The organism is Streptomyces hyderabadensis (genome assembly GCF_020404845.1).
In the GTDB taxonomy this organism is placed as follows: Bacteria; Actinomycetota; Actinomycetes; order Streptomycetales; family Streptomycetaceae; genus Streptomyces; species Streptomyces hyderabadensis.
On the sequence record NZ_JAIOJZ010000009.1, the window covers coordinates 111791 to 127276 of the forward strand.

At 72.8% G+C, this 15486-nt stretch carries 9 protein-coding genes; 2 read left to right on the top strand and 7 right to left on the bottom strand.

The window, feature by feature from the left end; genetic code table 11:
- Window positions 1-13: 13 nt before the first annotated feature.
- Entirely contained in the window at window positions 14-952 is a 939-nt protein-coding gene (locus tag K7854_RS09935) for an SDR family oxidoreductase (RefSeq protein WP_226026033.1), read from the bottom strand.
- 273 nt (window positions 953-1225) lie between these two features.
- Between K7854_RS09935 and K7854_RS09940 the strand changes: the two genes are divergently transcribed.
- Together K7854_RS09940 and K7854_RS09945 are read left to right on the top strand one after the other, a co-directional pair.
- On the top strand, window positions 1226-2068 hold the full coding sequence (locus K7854_RS09940) for a helix-turn-helix transcriptional regulator (RefSeq protein ID WP_226026034.1): 843 nt from the start codon (window positions 1226-1228) through the stop codon (window positions 2066-2068).
- 146 nt (window positions 2069-2214) lie between these two features.
- The gene (locus K7854_RS09945; protein WP_226026035.1) at window positions 2215-9129 is read left to right on the top strand and encodes a glycoside hydrolase domain-containing protein; all 6915 of its coding nucleotides are present in this window, start codon (window positions 2215-2217) and stop codon (window positions 9127-9129) included.
- 76 nt (window positions 9130-9205) lie between these two features.
- Here the strand turns inward: K7854_RS09945 and K7854_RS09950 are convergent, their stop codons facing one another.
- The 6 genes from K7854_RS09950 to K7854_RS37465 form a co-directional block, all read right to left on the bottom strand.
- Window positions 9206-10549, bottom strand: a complete 1344-nt coding sequence (locus tag K7854_RS09950) for an MFS transporter (RefSeq protein ID WP_226026036.1) — start codon at window positions 10547-10549, stop codon at window positions 9206-9208.
- Window positions 10546-11385: an ABC transporter ATP-binding protein gene (locus K7854_RS09955; protein WP_226026037.1), complete on the bottom strand. Its 840-nt coding sequence runs from the start codon at window positions 11383-11385 to the stop codon at window positions 10546-10548. The genes K7854_RS09950 and K7854_RS09955 overlap by 4 nt, the downstream gene beginning before the upstream one ends.
- A complete protein-coding gene (locus K7854_RS09960) occupies window positions 11382-12434 on the bottom strand; it encodes a FecCD family ABC transporter permease (protein WP_226026038.1) in 1053 nt (350 codons plus the stop codon). The genes K7854_RS09955 and K7854_RS09960 overlap by 4 nt, the downstream gene beginning before the upstream one ends.
- On the bottom strand, window positions 12431-13432 hold the full coding sequence (locus tag K7854_RS09965; RefSeq protein WP_264087147.1) for a FecCD family ABC transporter permease: 1002 nt from the start codon (window positions 13430-13432) through the stop codon (window positions 12431-12433). The genes K7854_RS09960 and K7854_RS09965 overlap by 4 nt, the downstream gene beginning before the upstream one ends.
- 38 nt (window positions 13433-13470) lie before the next feature.
- Entirely contained in the window at window positions 13471-14514 is a 1044-nt protein-coding gene (locus tag K7854_RS09970) for an iron-siderophore ABC transporter substrate-binding protein (RefSeq protein ID WP_226026040.1), read from the bottom strand.
- A gap of 193 nt (window positions 14515-14707) precedes the next feature.
- Window positions 14708-15478: an AraC family transcriptional regulator gene (locus K7854_RS37465; RefSeq protein ID WP_264087124.1), complete on the bottom strand. Its 771-nt coding sequence runs from the start codon at window positions 15476-15478 to the stop codon at window positions 14708-14710.
- Window positions 15479-15486: the final 8 nt, after the last annotated feature.

Here is a 15486-nt window from a genome sequence, read left to right on the forward strand (position 1 = left end):
CCGCCCGCCGCCGTCACGCGCAGCGCAGGCCGGTCAGTTCCTCGGAGCGTGCCCAGATCCGGCGGGCCTCGTCCGTGCTCCGCAGGCGGCTGTAGAGCTTCTGCGGCGCGGGCGGTCCCCCCAGCCGGCCCGGGCCGCCGGGGCCGTAGAACGCCCCGCGTTCGGCCTGCGGCGACGTGGCGGCGTACAGCGCGGGGAGCTGCGCGGTGCGGACCGTGCCCAGGAGGATGCCGCGGGCGGACAGGACGCGGATGACACGTACGCCCAGGGTGTCCCGGGCGCGGCCCACCTCGGGGCGGGCGGCGAGCAGGTTGGTGGGGGCGACGCCCGGGTGGGACAGGTTGCTGGTGATGCCCCAGTCACCGGCCGCGCTGCGGCGGTCGAGTTCCAGGCCGAAGAGGCCGAACGCGATCTTGGACTGGCTGTAGGCGCGCATCCCGTCGTAGGAGCGTTCCCAGTTCAGGTCGTCCCAGTTGATGGCGTTCCGGTTGGCCGCGACGCTGATCTGCGAGGTCACGCGGGCCCGGCCGGCCCGCAGCAGCGGCAGCAGGCGGGCGACGAGGGCGAAGTGGCCGAGGTGGTTGGTGCCGAACTGCAGCTCGAACCCGTCCGCGGTCGTCTGCCGCGCGGGCGGCGTCATGACCCCGGCGTTGTTGACCAGCAGGTGGATCGGGCGGTCCTCCGCCAGCAGGGTCTCGCCCAGTTCCGCCACGGAGGTGAGCGAGGACAGGTCGAGCGTGCGCAGGGACACCTCGGCGCCGGGCACCCGCGCCCGGATCGCGTCCAGCGCGGCCTCGCCCTTGCGCGGGTTGCGGACCGGCAGGAGCACCTCCGCCCCGGCGGCCGCCAGGCGGGTGGCGATGCCGAGCCCGATGCCGTCGCTCGCGCCGGTGACGAGCGCGCGCCGGCCGGTCAGATCGGGGACCGTGATGTCGAAGTCGGTGCGGGGCATGAGGTCGCTCCTGGGGGGGGGTGTCGTTGCTTTCCTCGTGATGTCGTCGTTACCACCTTGACCGGATCCGGCGGCGGGATGCAGGGTCTGCCGATCCCCTGATCGCGCGTCCGAGGGTCCGGCCCCTTCCGCCCTTCACGCAGGTCGGAGCCGGTTTCGGCGCGGACCGCGGGCGCCTGGGAGGCCGCAGAGGGGGATCGGCGATCCGTGGCTGCGCCGCCGCGGCGGCGATAGAAAGGGGGTGGGGAAAGCGGTGCAGGAGGAGAGGGCCTCATGGAGATCGACCGGAGCGGGCTCGCCGCCTTCCTGCGGCGCCGGCGGGAGCTGCTGCAGCCCGAGGACGTCGGGCTCCCGCGCGGACAGCGCCGCCGGACCAGCGGCCTGCGCCGCGAGGAGGTCGCGGCGCTGTGCCACATGTCGACCGACTACTACGCGCGCCTGGAGCGGGAGCGCGGCCCGCAGCCCTCGGCCCAGATGGCCGCCTCGATCGCCCAGGGCCTGCACCTGTCGCTGGACGAGCGCGACCACCTGTTCCGCCTGGCCGGGCACAACCCGCCGGTGCGCGGCCCGGCCGGCGAGCACGTCGGCCCGGGTCTGCTGCGCATCCTCGACCGCCTGGCCGACACCCCCGCCGAGATCGTCACCGAACTCGGCGAGACCCTGCGCCAGACGCCGCTGGGCGTGGCCCTGACCGGCGACACCACCGCGTTCACCGGACCGGAACGCAGCATCGGCTTCCGCTGGTTCACCCTGCCGGCCACCCGCGCCCTGTACGCACCGGAGGACCACGCCCTGCTCTCCCGCATGTTCGCCTCCGGGCTGCGCCAGGTCGTCACGCTGCGCGGGCCCGGCTCCCGCGCCGCCCGCTACGCCGACCTCCTCCTGGAGCGCAGCGAGGAGTTCCGCGCCCTGTGGGACACGCACGAGGTGGGCGTGCGCCCCGCCCGGGTCAAGCGCTTGTGCCACCCCGAGGTCGGACTCCTCGAACTGGACTGCCAGACCCTCCTGGACCCCGACCAGTCGCACCTGCTGCTCGTCTACACCGCCACCCCCGGGTCCGAGAGCCACGAAAAGCTGCGTCTGCTGTCCGTCATCGGCCCCCAGCCGGTCGGCTGACCGCACCGCACACGCGCAGTCTCTGTACGAACTCCGTTTCCCCGTTGTATGACTTCTCCCTATGTGATGGGGGAGGCGTTTTCCGGGGCGCGTGCCCCGGATGTCGATTGACAACGTTGTCCACAGGGAGAGGGTCCGTGCTCGTCATGCCTGACAGATCCAAGAGACCGCCGATACGGTCGTCGTCCCGCCCCCGAGCCCTGCGGACCACGGTCGCCGCGGTGCTCGCCGGGGCGCTCGGCCTGGCCGCGCTGACGGGCGGCGGCACCGCCGTCGCCGTACCCGTCGCGAAGCCCTCCGCCGCGGCCGACGCGGCGTCCGGCGGGACGGACTACACCAAGCTCGTCGACCCGTTCGTCTCCACCGCGGGCGACGACGGCAACGACCTCCCCGGCGCCCAGGCACCGCACAGCCTGGCCAAGGTCAACCCGATGACGACCCCGGGCCGCAACCACTCGGGGTACGACTACAACGAGGACCACATCGCCGGGTTCACCGCCACGAACCTGGACGGCGTGGGCGGTTCGGGCGGCGGCGGCGACCTGCTGGTGGTCCCGACCTCGCAGCAGTACGACAAGCGTCCGGCCACGAGCACCTACGCACACCCCTACAGCCACGACGACGAGTCGGCGTCGCCCGGCTCCTACCGGGTGGGACTCGGCTCCCCCGCCGGGACCATCGACGCCGAGATGACCGCGACGACCCGCACGGCGCTCGAACGGTACCGCTTCCCCGCCGGTTCGCGGCCCCAGCTCGTCCTCGACCTGGCCAACAACTTCACCAGCCGTACCCGCGCGACCCTGGACGCGACCACACTCAAGGACGGCACCACCGCGATCAGCGGGCTCGTCGCCGGGTCCTTCAACGGCGCCTCGTACCGGCTGTACTACTACGCCACCACGAACGTCCCCGTGACCTCGCTGCGCAGTTGGGGCGACGACGGCACGCTGAGCGACGCGACCGCGCAGGACGGCACCGACACGGGCGCCGTGCTCGGCTTCGACGAGGCCGACGGCGACGACGTCGAGCTGCGCGTCACGCTGTCGCCGATCAGCGCCGAGCAGGCCGCCACCGACCAGCACAACGAGGTGGCGGGCCGCAGCTTCGACGACGTGCGCGCGCGGACGAAGGCCGACTGGAACAGCACGCTCGGCGCCGTCGCGGTGAAGGCCTCGAAGCAGGCCGACCCCGACTCGACGCTCACCAAGCAGTTCTACACGCACCTGTACCGCATGTACGCGCTGCCGGTGAACGCCACCAGCACCAGCGGCACCTACCGCGGCGTGGACGGCGCGGTGCACCGGGCGAACGGCTTCACGTACTACGACGGCTGGTCCACCTGGGACGACTTCCGCAAGTACTCCGTGGAGGCGTACATCGACCCGGCGACCTACCGGGACATGGTGCAGTCCGCCGTCATCCTCTTCGCCGACGCGCACGCCTCGGGCAAGAGCCTGGGCAGCCTCACCCACTCGGTGCCGACGGTGCGCTGGGAGCGCTCGGCGGTGGTGATCGCCGACGCGCTCTCGAAGGGGTTCAAGGACTTCGACCGGCTCGACGAGGCGTACCCGGCGCTGAAGTCGTACACCGGCTACTACACCGGGACGCAGCTGCGGCAGGGCTATGTCGCCGGTGACCCCGGTACGACGGTGCAGCGCGGCTACGACCAGTGGGCGCTGTCCGTCATCGCCGACGCGCTCGGCGAGGACGCGGACGCGGAGAAGCTGCGCGAGCAGGCGACCATGGCGATCGACAACCTGGTCAAGCCCGGCGCCTGGACCGCGCCCGACGGCACCGAGGTCGGCCTGCTCACCCCGCGCGACGGCGAGGGCGACTGGCAGGGCGTCGACTACGAGAAGTTCGAGGAGGCCAAGCTCTACCAGGGCACCCTCTGGCAGTACCACTGGTACGACGCGTACGACATGGGCGGCCTCATCGAGGCCATGGGCGGCCAGAAGGCCGGCCGGGCCGCGATCCGGCACCTGTTCGGCGAGGACTCCGACGCCGACGACGGCTCGACCATGCTGCACTCCAACGCCAACGAGATCGACCTCCAGGCCCCCTACCTCTTCAACTACGTCGGTGAGCCGAGCCTGACGCAGAAGTGGGTGCGCGCCATCTACACCGGCGAGACCTGGAACCGGTACATCGCGACCGGCTCCACCAACGAAGCCCCCAGCTCCGGCGGCGAGTTCCGGCCGCCGGTGAAGACCAAGGTCTACGAACTGGCCCCGGACGGCTTCCTGCCGACCATGGACAACGACGCCGGCACCATGTCGACCATGTTCGTCGCCGCCGCCCTCGGGGTGTTCCCGGTGACCGCGGGCTCCAGCCAGTTCCAGATCGGCAGCCCGTTCTTCGACTCGACGACGATCCGCTACCCGAGCGGCGCCGAGTTCACCGTCGAGGCCGACGGAGTCTCGCCGAGCCGCTACTACGTCCAGGGCGCCACGCTCAACGGCAAGCGGTTCTCCAACACATGGCTCGACTACTCGCAGATCGTCGCCGGCGGCACCCTGAAGTTCGCCATGGGTTCCAAGCCGTCGGCCTGGGGTTCGCGCACCGAGCCGGCGTACTCGCTGAACACCGACTCGGGCGACGACGGTGACGGCAGCGGGCCGGGCAAGGGCACGACCGTCGTCTCCGCCCGCCCCGAGACCGTCGGCACCGCCGCCGACGGCACCGTCGAGGACAGCATCGAGCTTCGGCTGTCCGGCCGGGCGTCGTTCACCGCGCGCAAGGGGACCAGTCTCACCCGGAGCGGCGCGGCGAGCGTGACCGGCCTCCCGGACGGCATCGAGGCCGACCTCAGGGTCACCGGCAAGCGCACGGCCTCGCTGAAGCTCACCGGCAGCACCAGGACCGACGCGCGGTTCGGCATCACCTTCCGCGACCGGGCCTTCCCGCACGGCATTCCGGCCTCCACCGTGACCGGCACCGGCGTGTCCGTGACCGACCCGCTGGTCGTCTCGGCCGCCGCGGTGCACCGGAAGAGCCTGGCCGCCCTGGCCGACGAGGCGTCCCTGGTGCGCGAGGGCAACTACTCCGACGGCTCCTACGGCATCTTCCGTACCGCCCTGGAACGCGCGCGGACCGTCCTCGCGGACCCCGCCTCGCCGACCGGGACGCTGATGGCCGCGCACGACGCGCTGCGGACCGCGATCGACGCGCTCACCCTGGACGAGGGCGGTTACGCCGTCCTCCAGGCCGAGGACCCCGACCGGATGGAGGGCCCCAGCCTCGTGAAGGAGGCGTACTACTCGGACGGCGACCTCGGCGGCGTCACCGAGGGCGCCTGGGAACAGTACGCGGACCTGGACTTCGGCGGGGTCGCCCCGCGCAGCGTCTCGGTGCGCTACGCCAACTCGCAGGCCACCACCGCCGCGCCGAGCAGTGTGGACATCCACGCCGGGGACGCCGACGGACCCGTCGTCGCCACCGTCTCCCTGCCGGGGACCGGCGGCTGGCAGTACTACACCACCGTCCAGGCGGCCGTCACCAACCCCAAGGCGCTGCTGGACGCGTCGAGCGCGACCTTCGTCTTCCACGCCCCCTCGGGGCAGCAGTGGGTGTCGAACTTCGACTGGTACCAGTTCTCGCCGCAGGACGCCCCGTCGTCCTCGCCGACCACCACGCTCGCCACGCTGACCGCGGCGAACACCACCGCGACCGGCGACGGTTCGCTGCCGCTGAAGCTCTCCGGCGGCCTCTTCGAGAACGTGACGAACGGCGCCTGGGCCGAGTGGCGGGACACCGCCCTCGGTGACGGCGCCGACACGGTCACCGTCACCTACGACAAGCCCCGCTCCCGCGCGGCGTCGGACTCGCACATCGAACTGCGCCTGGGTGCGAAGGACGGCCCGACGGCCGCCGAGATCCCCCTCGACTACACCGGCTCGGGCTGGGGAACGGTGGCCGGCACGAGCGTACGGCTCGACCCGGACACCTTCGGCGGGGCCCAGGACGTGTTCGCCGTCTTCGTCTCCAGCACCCAGACCGACGCGCAGCCCTACGTCGCCAACGTGTACTCGCTCGCCCTGACGCGCCAGGCGGACGCCCCGGTGGTGTTCGACGCCACGGCGTTCAAGGGCAACAGCGGCGGCGGGCTCAAGAGCGAGCCGGCCACCTGGAGCGACGCGGGCTCCGCCACCAGCCTCGGCGGCACCTACGACGGCGCCTGGCTCGACTACGGCGACATCGACTTCGGCGACTCGCCCAAGAACACCGTCACCCTCACCTACGTCAACAACTCCGCCCGCTGCGGCACCGGTTCCGCAGTCCAGCTCTACCTGGACTCCTTCGACGCGGACGCCCCCGGCACGCCGCAGGCGACCGTGCCCCTGCCGGTCACCGGCAGCTCCTGGTCGTCGGGCGGGACGACCAGTGTGACCCTGCCGAAGGGGATCACCGGCACGCACTCCGTGCACCTGCGGCTGACCACGAACGCGGACTCCGCGCACCCCTACGTCGCCAACCTGGGCCAGGTCACCTTCTCCCACGTCGAGGCTCCCGCGGAGACCGACCTGTCCGCCCTGCGGACGGCGATCGACCAGTACGAGGGCCTCGTCGAGGACGCGGACCGGTACGGCACGATCGACTTCGGGGTGTTCCGGCGCGAACTGGCCGCCGCCCGCGACCTCCTCGGCGCCGAGGACGCCACCCAGCTCGAGGCCGACCTGCGGACCCGGAGCCTGACGCTGGCCGCGAACCAGCTGGTTCCGCTGCCGAGGCTGAAGCTGGAGAACCTGGTCGACGCCGCCTCCGCACTCGCCGACGAGCGCTACACGGAGGCCTCGTGGAGTGCCTTCACCACGGCGCTCGCCGCGGCGAAGACGGCCCTGGCGGACGACGCGGCCACGGACCGCACCCTCACCGAGCGGTACACGGCCCTCGACCGCGCCAGGTCCGCACTCACCACGAAGCGCAGGACGGTGCCGGCCGCGCCCGACGCGGTGTCCGCGACCCCGTCCGGCACCAGTGTGAAGGTCACCTGGTCCGCACCCGAGGACGACGGCGGTTCGCCCGTCACCGGTTACGAGATCACCCTGAGCGGCGGCCACCAGGTCGAGATCACCGATCCGGACAGCCGGAGCACGGTGTTCACCCGGCTGCCGGACGGCACGTCGTACACGGCGCGGGTCCGGGCGGTGAACGCCCTCGGCGACTCCCCCTGGGGCGCACCGACGCAGCCCGTCGTCGCGGGCGGCGGCAAGCCCCAGGCGCCGACCGTCACGGGTGTGGTCACCGACGGCGAGCGGGTCAGGGTGAGCTGGCGGCCCGCCGGCGACGGCGGCTTCCCGGTCGTCGGCTACACCGTGGCCCTCGACGACGGAACCACCGCGCACGTGTCCGGCACCACCGACACCGCGCTGCTCACCTCGGACGGCGGAGCGAAGGCCCACACCGCCACCGTGACCGCGGTGACCCTGGCCGGCAGCTCGGCCGACCCCGAGCCCACGGCCGAGTCCGCCACCGCTGCCACCGCTGCCGCCGACCCGGCGGACTACGAACCGTCGCCCTTCCCGGCCGACGTGCTCGACGCCGCCTACTCGTCGGACGCGTGGCCCGCGACCGGCGACGGCGGCGACTACTTCAACCGGCTCCTCGGCGGCTTCGACGACCTTGGCCCCGCCACCCTCGGCGCCAACGAGAAGCTGACCGACGGCACCGCGCCCACGGCCGAGAACGACACGATCACCGTCGGCATCAACAACGCGGCGACGCAGCAGCAGGTCGACCGGGCCGAGGTGGACGCGTCCAACAGCGCCACCGTCACCATGGCCGACGGCCTCGGCTCCCGGCTCGGCCCGCTGTACAGCGAGGCGCTGAAGGCGGGTCAGCTGCCCAAGACCAGCGCGCTGTTCTCCCGCGTCACCGAGAAGCTCGACACCCACGACGCGGCGAAGAACCACTACCAGTACCTGCGCCCGTACGTGCGGCTCGGCTTCGCCGGGGACGGCGGCGCGATCTACGAGTCGCAGGACAGCTCGTACAGCGGTCTCGCGGGCCAGGGCTCGTACCCGAGCGGCCACACCTACGGCGGCTACGAGGCCGGGACCATCCTCGCCACGCTGCTGCCGGACCTGGCGCCGTCGATCCTCGCGCGCACCTCGGAGTACGGGGACAACCGCATCGTCCTCGGGTTCCACTACCCGCTCGACGTCATGGGCGGCCGGATCACCGCACAGGCCACCGTGGCGCACCGCTGGGCGGACCCCGAGTTCGCGAAGCTGCTGGGGCAGGCCCACACCGAGATCGAGAACGTGCTGCTCGCGCGGTGCGCGCAGGAGGGCTACGGCGACACCCTCACGGCCTGCGCGGGTGATCCCTACGCCGGGCTGAGCACCGCGCAGGACGTGGACCTGTACACGCGGCGCCTGACCTACGGGTTCTCGCAGACCGGCGAGGCGGGGCAGACCCTCGACGCGCCGTCCGACGCGGCGGCTCTGCTGATCACCGCCTTCCCGGACCTCACCGCCGAGCAGCGCACCCAGGTCCTGGAGCAGACCGCCACGGACTCCGGGTACCCGCTCGACCTCACCGCGTCCGGCGGGCCGGCCTGGCAGCGGATCAACCTGGCGGCGGCGATGGCGGCGGACGTGGTCGTGAACGCCGACGGGTCGGTCACGGTGACCAACTCCCCCGACGCGACGAAGGAGAGCGTCGCGGACGCGTCCGCGATCACCGTGGGAGGTGTCGCGCTCGACGGGTTCGACCCCGAGGTGTCCACGTACGTCGTGGACTGGCCGAAGAACAGGCGGGTCCCGTCCGTCGGTGCGGTGACGGCCGCGCCGGGCGCGCGGGTGAAGGTGACGGCGGGCAGTTCCACGGTCTCGTCGTCCCAGCGCGGGTTCTCCGCCCGCACCATCACGGTGACCTCGGCCAACGGCGCGTTCACCCGCACCTACACGGTCGGGTTCCGGCCGACGGAGCAGCGGCATCCGCACGGGCCGGACTGGGGCTGGGACGCCGGCCGTGGGTCGGCATCCGGCGGTGGGTCGGCATCCGGCGGTGGCGGCCTCTGGTCGCCGGCACGGGAGTGGGAGCACGCCCTGAAGTGAGCCCGGCCGCCCGGACACCGGGCGAAGTGGACCGCCGCCGTCACGACATGCTCCGTGACGGCGGCGGTCGCCGTTCTCACGTCGGGCTCGGCGCCTCGGCGCGGGGGCCGTCGTCTTCTTCGGCGCGGGGCTCCGTGCCTTCCTCGGCCCGGGCTCCGTTGCCTTCCTCGGCGCGGCGCAGGGCGTCCTCGTCGGTGCGGGCGTCGTAGCCGACGAGCCCGGGCAGCGCGGCGGTGAGCAGTCCCACGGCCGCGACACAGGCCACGCCGCCGGTCCAGACCGCCGGGCGGGCGCCGGTCCAGCCGGCCATCGCGCCGGCCCGGACCTGGCCGAGCTGCGGTCCGATGCTGTAGGAGAGGACCTCGATCCCCGCGAGCCGGCCGCGCAGCCGGTCGGGGATGGTCTGGTTCCAGATGGTGGAGCGGCCCAGGCCGCTGAGCATGTCCCCGGCTCCGGCCAGCGCGAGACAGGCCAGCACCAGCCAGATGTTCGCGGTCCAGCCGGCCGCCGCGATGGCCAGTCCCCAGCCGGTGGCGCCGAACACCACCAGCAGGCCGTGCCGCCGGGTCCGGGACACCCAGCCGCTGGTCAGGCTGAGCAGCAGCGAGCCGACGGCCCCCGCCGAGTACATCAGGCCCAGCGCCCAGTCGGCGTCGAGTTCGTCGGCGAGGAAGGGGAAGATGGTGTTCGGGAAGGCGAAGAGCATCGCCGCCAGGTCGATCGCGTAGGTGCCCAGCAGCACCGGTCTCGACCAGGCGTACCGGGCGCCCTCGGCGATGCCGCGCAGGGACGGCTTGGCCGCGTGCGCGACGGGCGGCACCGGGGAGAGCCGGCGGCACATCAGGACCGAGGCGCAGAAGCAGGCCACGGTGGTGGTGTACGCGGGGACGTTGCCCGCGTAGGCGACCACGAGGCCGGCCAGGGCGGGTCCGGCGATGGCGCCGGCCTGCCAGCGCAGGGCGTTCAGCGCCGCGGCGGCGGCCAGTTGCCCGTGCGGCACGATCCGGGCCAGCAGCGAGTCCAGCGCGGGGCGTTGCAGTCCGGCGAGTGCGGCCACCCCGCCCGCGACCACGTACAGCGGCCAGAGCAGGGGGCGGGGCAGCAGCGCGTTCACGAGCAGGACGGCGGCCAGGAGTCCGAGGCCCGCCTCGGTGAGCACGATGACCCTGCGCCGGTCCACGGCGTCGGCGAGTGCCCCGCCGTAGAGCCCGAAGACCACCAGGGGGACGAGTTCGACGGCGCCCATGACGCCGACGGCGAGCGGGGAGCCGGTCAGCTCCTTGATCTGCAGCGGCAGCGCGATCAGCGCCATCACGCTGCCGAGGTAGGTGACCAGCCCCTGCACCCACAGCAGGCGGAAGTCGCGGGAGGACCGCCAGGGCGCGAGGTCGGGCAGCAGCGCGGTGAGCCTCGACGTCATGGCGTTGCTTCGCTGTCCGAGAGGACGGTCGCCGCGGCCGTCGTGTGATGGCGTCCGATGGGCAGGACGAGGGGCCGGCCGGAGACCGGGTCCTCGATGACGCGGCTCTCCATGCCGTACACGGACCGCACCGTGTCCTCGGTCATCACCTCCTCGGTGTCTCCGGCGGCGTGCAGTCCTCCGGCCGCCAGCGCGATGAGCCGGTCCGCGTAGCGGGCGGCGAGGTTGAGGTCGTGCAGGACCATGACGATGGTGGTGCCGCGGGTCCGGTTGAGGTCGGTGAGCAGGTCGAGGACCTCGATCTGGTGGCTGATGTCGAGGAACGTGGTGGGTTCGTCGAGCAGCAGCAGGTCGGTCTGCTGAGCCAGTGCCATGGCGATCCACACCCGCTGGCGCTGGCCGCCGGAGAGTTCGTCGACGGCGCGGTCCATCAGGTCGGTGGTGTGGGTGGCCTCCAGTGCGGCGGCGACGGCCGCGTCGTCCTGCGCCGTCCAGCGGGAGAAGGCGCGCTGGTGCGGGTGGCGGCCCCGGCCGACCAGGTCGAGGACGGTGATGCCCTCGGGGGTGACCGGCGACTGGGGCAACAGGCCCAGGGTGCGGGCGAGTTCCTTGGCCGGGGTGCGGTGGACCTCCTTGCCGTCCAGGACGACGCGGCCGGCCCGCGGGACGAGCAGCCGGGACATGGAGCGCAGCAGTGTCGACTTGCCGCAGGCGTTGGCGCCGACGATGACCGTGATCCGCCCGGCGGCGAGGGTCAGGTCGAGCCCCTCGATGACGACGCGGTCGCCGTAGCCGAGGGTGAGGTCCTCGGTGGACAGGGTGTGGGACGCGGTCACAGTGAGCCTCCGGCCCGGTTGGTGCGGACGATCAGGTAGACGAGGTAGGGCGCGCCGAGGACGCCGGTGACGACGCCCACGGGGTAGCGGGTGTCGAAGGCGTACTGGCCGGTGAAGTCGGCGACGAGGACGAGCAGGGCGCCGACGAGTGACGCGGGGACCAGCAGGGATCCGCCGGTGCCCACCAGCCGGGCGGCGATCGGGCCGGAGAGGAAGGCCACGAAGGCGATCGGTCCGGCGGCGGCCGTCGCGAACGCGATCAGCCCGACGGCGGCGACGATCACGACGACGCGGGTGCGTTCGACGCGGACGCCGAGTGCGGAGGCCGTGTCGTCGCCGAGGCTCAGGGCGCTCAGGTTGCGGGCCTGGGACAGCAGTACCGGGCCGAGCACGAGCACCGCGAGGACGGTGGGCACGGTCTCCTCCCAGGTGGTGCCGTTGAGGCTGCCGGTGAGCCAGCGCATCGCCTCCTGGAGGTCCCACTGGCCGGCCTGCGACAGGACGTAGGAGGTGACGCTGTCGAGCAGGGCGGAGACGCCGATGCCGATGAGGATGAGCCGGGTGCCGGCCACCCCGTCGCGGAAGGCGAGGGTGTACACCAGCAGCGCCACCCCGAGCGCGGCGGCGATCGCCACGGCCGACACCTCGGTCCCGCCCAGCGAGAAGATCACGATGGCGATGGCCGCCGCGGTGCTGGCGCCCGCGCTGATGCCGATGATGTCCGGGCTGGCGAGCGGGTTGCGGAGCATCGTCTGGAAGGTGACGCCGGCGAGGCCGAAGCCGAATCCGGCGCTCAGCGCGAGTACCGCGCGCGGCAGCCGCAGCCTGCCCACGGTGAAGGAGGCGCCCGGCACGTCCTCCCCCAGGATCACGCGCAGCACGTCGTGGGCCGGGTAGAAGGTGTGTCCGGCCATGAGGGAGGTGGCGAAGGCGGCGGCGACGAGGACCAGCAGGGTCAGCACGATCAGCCGTCGCCGCCGGGCGCCGCGGACGCGGGTGCGGGTGACGGTCCGCAGCGTGGACGGGGCGTCGACGGCGGGGGCGCTCACAGGGATCTGACCTTCTGTCGGCGGACGATGTGGATGAAGAAGGGGGCGCCGAGGATCGCGGTCAGGATGCCGACGTCGATCTCGGAGGGCCGTGCCACGATCCGCCCCACCACGTCCGCGGCGGTCAGCAGCACGGCACCGCCCAGGGCGGACAGCGGCAGCAGCCAGCGGTGGTCGACGCCGGCCAGGAGACGGCAGGTGTGCGGCACCAGGAGGCCGACGAAGGCGATCGGTCCGGCGACGGCGGTGGACGCGCCGCACAGCACGACCGCACCGAGCGCCGCGACGGCCCGTGCCAGGGCCACCCGTTCGCCGAGCCCGGCCGCGAGGTCGTCGCCCAGGGCCAGGGAGTTGAGGGCACGGGCGCTGGCGAGGCAGAGCACGAACCCGGCGGCGAGGAAGGGCAGCACGCTGCCGAGCTGCCCGTAGGAGGCACCGCCGACGCCGCCGATCTGCCACAGCCGGAAGGTGTCGGAGATGTCGTTGCGCGGCAGCACGACCGCGCTGACCAGCGAGGCGAGCGCGGCCGAGATGGCGGCGCCGGCCAGGGCCAGCTTCAGCGGGGTGGCGCCGCCGCGGCCCAGTGAGCCGACCGCGTACACGAACCCGGCGGTCAGGGCGGCCCCGCCCATCGCGACCCAGATGTACCCGGACGCCGACGCGAGGTGGAAGTGGGCGATGCCGGTGACCACGGCCAGCGAGGCGCCCATGTTGACGCCGAGGATGCCGGGGTCGGCGAGCGGGTTGCGGGTGACGCCCTGCATGACGGTGCCGGACAGTCCCAGGGCGGCGCCCACGACGACGGCCAGGAGGGTGCGCGGGATCCGCTTGGCGACCGACGCCTGTTCCAGGGTGTGGTCGGCCCCGCCGAGCGCCGCCCACACGTCGGACCAGGCGACGTCGCGGGAGCCGAGGGCGAGGGAGGCGGTCATGACGACGAGCAGCACCGCCGCGAGGACGAGGAGCCAGACGACACGCACGCGCGCCGAACGCCGCATCGGGAGGGCGTTCGGCGCGCGCAGGGTCCCGGTCGCGCTCACGCGGCCTTGTCCGCGGCCGCGGCGAGCGCCTTCACGTAGTCGTCGAGGACGTACGGGATGGACAACGGGGTGGGGTTGGCGGCGGTCGCCAGCGGGGTGCTGCCGGGCAGCAGGTAGATCGAGCCCTGCTCGACCGCGGTCAGCTTGGAGGTGAGCGGGTCGCTCTTGAGGGCGCCCAGGAGTTCGCCCTTGTCGTCGCCGTAGCCGGTGACGACGTCGACGTCGTTGAAGTCGTCGATGCGCTCGGCGCTCTTGGTGAGCACGAACTTCTTGGTGTCCTTCGACGGCCCCGAGACGCTGGCGGGGATCTTCATGCCCAGGTCGGTGAAGAACTGGGTGCGGGTGTCGTGGGTGGTGTAGAAGCCGACCTCGCTGACGTCCTTGGAGGACACGTGGGTCATGAACATCGCCGACTTGCCCTTGATCTGGGGGTACTTGGCGACGGTCTTGGTGATCTGCCCCTCCAGGTCGCCGATCAGCTCGTCGCCCTCGTCGGCCAGGCCGATGGCCTTGCTGTTCAGCCGGATGATGTCGCGCCACGGGGTCGCCCAGGCGGCCTCGGGGTAGGCCACCACGGGGGCGATCTCGCTGAGGGTCTCGTAGTCCTGTGCGGTCAGCCCGGAGTAGGCGGCGAGGATGACGTCGGGCCGGGTGTCGGCGACGGCCTCGAAGTCGATCCCGTCGGTCTCGTCGAACAGCACCGGTGTCTTGGCGCCGAGTTCCTTCAGCCGGTCCTCGGTCCAGGGCAGTACGCCGTCGCCGTCGTCGTCGCCGAAGTTGGCCTTGGCCATGCCGACGGGGACGACGCCGAGGGCGAGCGGCACCTCGTCGTTGGCCCAGTTGACGGTGGCGACGCGCTTCGGCTTGTCCGGGACGACGGTGGTGCCGAGCGCGTGCTCGATCGTCACGGGGAACTGCCCGGCGTCGGCACCGGCGGCACCGGCGTCGGTCTTGGTGTCGTCGTCCTGGCCACCGCACGCGGTGAGGCCGAGCAGGAGGGCCGCCGCGAGGGCGAGTACGCGAAGGCGGGGTGTTCTCATCGACCCGGTATTCACTTTCGGGGAGTTGGGCACAGGAAGTCAGGACAGGAGCCAGTTAGGTAAGGCTTACCTGAAATCGCGTGCCCAGACTAGGCAGCCCGCGCACCCCTAGCAATCGAGCCTTTTCGACAGGTCTTGTAGCGATCGGGACACGGCGCGGTCGGCGCGCCCCGCCCTCGGCGCGCCCGTGACCTCAGCGCGCCCTGAACCGGCCGGGAGTGGTCCCCGTCGTCCGCCGGAAGGCCGCGCCGAAGGCGCTCGCCGAGCGGTAGCCCACCGCGTCGGCCACCACGTCGACCTCGAACCCGCGCGCCAGCAGGTGCACGGCGTGCTGGGCCCGTACCGAGGCGACCCAGCGGGCGAAGGTCGTGCCCGTCTCGGTCCGGAAGGCGCGGGTCAGGGTGCGCGCGCTGCAGCCGAGGGCGGTGGCCCAGCCGGTCAGGGTGCGCTGGTCGGAGGGGTCGGCCCGGACCGCGTCCACGATCGGCCGCAGCAGCGCGGAGGTGGGCAGCTGGACCAGCAGCGCCCTGGGCGAGGGCCGCAGGACGTCGAGCACCATGGCCTCGGTGACGTCCCGGGAGCGCGGCGGCAGGTCCGGCTCCCCCAGCCGGTCCAGGAGCAGCCTGAGCAGAGGGGTGATGTCCACGGCCACCGGCTCGTCGGGCAGGGCCGAGACCGTGCCGTGCCGGAAGAAGTGGGCGCGGTAGGAGGTCCCGGCGACGGCGGAGGCCGAGTGCAGTTGCCCGGCGGGCATCCACAGGCCGAGCGTCGGTGTGATGCACCAGACCTGGGACCCGACCACGGCGGTCGACGCGCCGTGCGCGTTCCAGAGCAGCTCGTGCCACGGGTGGGAGTGCTCGGTCCAGGCCGTGTCGGCGGCGACGACCTCCTCGTACGCCTTGATCACGAAGGAGACGTCCACCTCACCGGCGGCGAGCGCCGGCAGCTCCCTGGTGACACGCATGCGGCTCA